This is a genomic window from Isoptericola luteus (assembly GCF_020297055.1).
GTDB classification, from domain to species: Bacteria; Actinomycetota; Actinomycetes; order Actinomycetales; family Cellulomonadaceae; genus Isoptericola; species Isoptericola luteus.
The window spans coordinates 188,957-192,117 of the sequence record NZ_JAIXCQ010000001.1; the positions used below are offsets into that span (position 1 = coordinate 188,957).

At 74.6% G+C, this 3,161-nt stretch carries 2 protein-coding genes; both read right to left on the minus strand.

The features are described 5' to 3' along the window. Positions 1-84: 84 nt before the first annotated feature. Positions 85-1,446: a glycoside hydrolase family 6 protein gene (locus LEP48_RS00895; protein ID WP_225563631.1), complete on the minus strand. Its 1,362-nt coding sequence runs from the start codon at positions 1,444-1,446 to the stop codon at positions 85-87. A gap of 130 nt (positions 1,447-1,576) precedes the next feature. Beyond that, the gene (gene purB, locus LEP48_RS00900; RefSeq protein WP_225563632.1) at positions 1,577-3,061 is read right to left on the minus strand and encodes an adenylosuccinate lyase; all 1,485 of its coding nucleotides are present in this window, start codon (positions 3,059-3,061) and stop codon (positions 1,577-1,579) included. Positions 3,062-3,161: the final 100 nt, after the last annotated feature.

The window sequence follows — 3,161 nt, forward strand, 5'->3', positions numbered from 1 at the left end:
AGGTGGGTCGCGGTATGAGCGTCGAATGACGCCCATACCGCGACCCACCTCCTGTTCGGCGCCAGCGGGGGGCGGGGCAGCGGCTTACCAGGAGGCGTTGCGCGCGAGCTCGAGGGCGATCTCCTGCCACCACGCGCCGGCCGCGGGGCCGCCGTTGCAGCTGCCGTCGCTCTCGCCCGGCAGCTTCACCCACAGCAGCGCGTCGAGGTGCGTCCCGTCGTCGACGACGGTCGGGCGCTCGCCCAGCGCGCGGCCGCGGGGGTTGCACCACTCGCCGTTGGAGCCGTTGCCGTTGCGCGACGTGTCGACGACGAACGGGACGCCGCCGAGCAGGGCGGAGACCTCCTCGCCGTACGCGCGGGCCGCGTCGGTGGTCTGGTAGTTCGACACGTTCAGGGAGAATCCGGCGGCGTGGTCGAGGCCCACCTGCTGCAGCCGGGACGCGGCCTCCGACGGGGCGAGCCAGCCCGAGTGGCCGACGTCGAGGTACACGCGGGCGCCGCCGTCGTCGAGGATGCGCGCGGCGTCGGCCAGCATCCCGACGCGGTCGCCCTGCCCGTCGCAGTCGCCGAGCTGCGGGAGCGCGTCGGGCTCCAGCACCACCCACGGCTCGCCGACCATCCCGGCGGCCACCTCCTGGACCCACGACCGGTAGGCGGCCTCGTCCGTGCCGCCGCCGGAGTGCGAGCCGCAGTCCCTGCCCGGGATGGCGTACACCGCCAGCAGCGGCGTCGCCCCCGCGGCCGCGGCCCGGCCGGTGTAGTCGGCCACGGCGGCACGTGCGTCGGCAGCGTCCGCGTCGGTCACCCAGGACGCCTGCGGCGTCGTCGCGATCTTCTCCAGCAGCGCGCGGTCGGTCCCCGAGGCCGCCTGCCACGCCTCCCAGGCCTGCGTGTCCTCGTCGACGTAGAAGGTCGCGCCGTCGGGCTCGTCGGGCTCGTCCGGGTCCTCGGTGGGCTCGTCGCTCGGCGTTGGCGTCGGGTCCGTCGGCTCGGGCGACGGCTCCGTGCCCGTGCACGGGACGCCGTCGAGCAGGAACTGGGCGGGCACGGCCGGGGTGGCGGCGGCCTGCCCCACGAACCCGAACGACGCGGACCCGCCGGTGGCGAGCGACCCGTTCCAGCCGACGTCGGCCACGCGGACGTCGGCGCCGGACTGCGTGAGCCGGCCGTTCCAGAGCTGGCTGATGCTCTCGCCGCCGGCCTGCTCCCAGGAGACCTCCCACCCGTCGCGGGGGTCGCCCAGGTTGGTCACCGTGACGTCGGCCTGGAAGCCGCCGTGCCACGAGCTCGTGACGACGTAGTCGACCTCGCAGGCGGTCGTCGCGCCCGCGGCGCTCGTGGCGAGGGCCGTGGCGCCGGCGGCGAGGCCGGCCCCGCCCACCAGGGCGGCCGCCGTGAGGCCGGCGAGCCGGGTCGTCGATCGGGTGCGGTTCGCGGTGCGCATCGTTGCTCCGTCGCGTCGTGGACTCGGACCCGTCCACGGTAGGGGCACGCGGAGTCGGAGGTCCCGCCCCCGAAACGATTCGTGACGACGCCGGCGGCGCGCCGCACGTCAGCAGCGGGCCCGGCTCCGGTCAGGCGAGGTAGTCCTCGACGAGCTGCGCGGCGACGCCGGTGTACGACGCCGGGGTCAGGGCCGCCAGGCGGGCGGCGACGTCGTCGGGCAGGCCCAGGCCGGAGACGAACTCCCGCATGCGCGCGGCGTCGACGCGCCGGCCGCGGGTGAGCTCCTTGAGGCGCTCGTACGGGTTCTCCATGCCCTCGACGCCCGCGACGGACGCGGCGCGCATCGCGGACTGGACGGGCTCGCCGAGCACCTCCCAGTTGGCGTCGAGGTCGTCGGCCATGAGGGAGGCGTTGACGTCGAGCGCCTTGAGGCCGCGGCGCACGTTGTCGATGGCGAGCAGCGAGTGGCCGAACGCCGGGCCGATGTTGCGCTGCGTCGTGGAGTCGGTGAGGTCGCGCTGCAGGCGGCTCGTCACGAGCGTCGCGGACAGCGTGTCCAGCAGCGAGCAGGAGATCTCGAGGTTCGCCTCGGCGTTCTCGAACCGGATCGGGTTGACCTTGTGCGGCATGGTCGAGCTGCCCGTGGCGCCCGCGACCGGGATCTGCGTGAAGAACCCGAGCGAGATGTACGTCCACACGTCGGTCGCGAGGTTGTGCAGGATCCGGTTGAACCGGGCGACGTCGGCGTAGACCTCGGCCTGCCAGTCGTGCGACTCGATCTGGGTGGTCAGCGGGTTCCACGTGAGCCCGAGGCCCTCGACGAACGCCCGCGACACCGCCGGCCAGTCCGTGCCGGGGACGGCGACGGCGTGCGCGCCGTAGGTGCCCGTGGCGCCGTTGAGCTTGCCCAGGTACTCGGCGCCGGCGACGCGGCGCAGCTGGCGGCGCAGGCGGTGGGTGAGCACCGCGAGCTCCTTGCCCATCGTCGTCGGCGTGGCCGGCTGGCCGTGGGTGCGGCTCAGCATCGGGACGTCGGCGTGCTCGCGGGCCATGCCCGCGAGCTGGTCGGCCAGGTCCTGCGCGGCGGGCAGCCAGACGTCGCGCACCGCGCCCTGCACCATCAGCGCGTACGAGAGGTTGTTGATGTCCTCGCTGGTGCACGCGAAGTGCACGAGCTCGCTGGCGGCGGGCAGGCTCGTCTCGCCGAGGACATCGGGGGCGGCGGCGATGCGGCGCTTGATGAAGTACTCGACGGCCTTGACGTCGTGCACGGTCTCGCGCTCGATCGCGGCGAGCTCGGCGATCTCGTCGGCGCCGAACGACGCCGGGACGGCGCGCAGGTAGGCGATCTCGGCGTCGGACAGGGTGGGGGCGCCGGGCACGACGGCGGCCGGGACCGCCTGCGTGCCGTTGCACAGCGTGACGAGCCACTCGACCTCGACGTGCACGCGGGCCCGGTTCAGGGCCGCCTCGCTGAGGTGGTCCACCAGCGGCGCGACCGCACCGCGGTAACGGCCGTCGAGAGGGCCGAGCGCGACGGGCGGGGTGACGGCGGCGAGGTTCACACGGGTCGGGACGTCGGAAGGCGAGGTCTGCGGCGCGGGGGAGGTCACGGCTCACATTCTCCCACGAGCCTCCCCCACCGTGTGAGCGGGGGGTTGGGCCAGTGCGCCCCCCGGGGCAGGGGCCAAAGCCCCCGCCCCAAACCTGCAG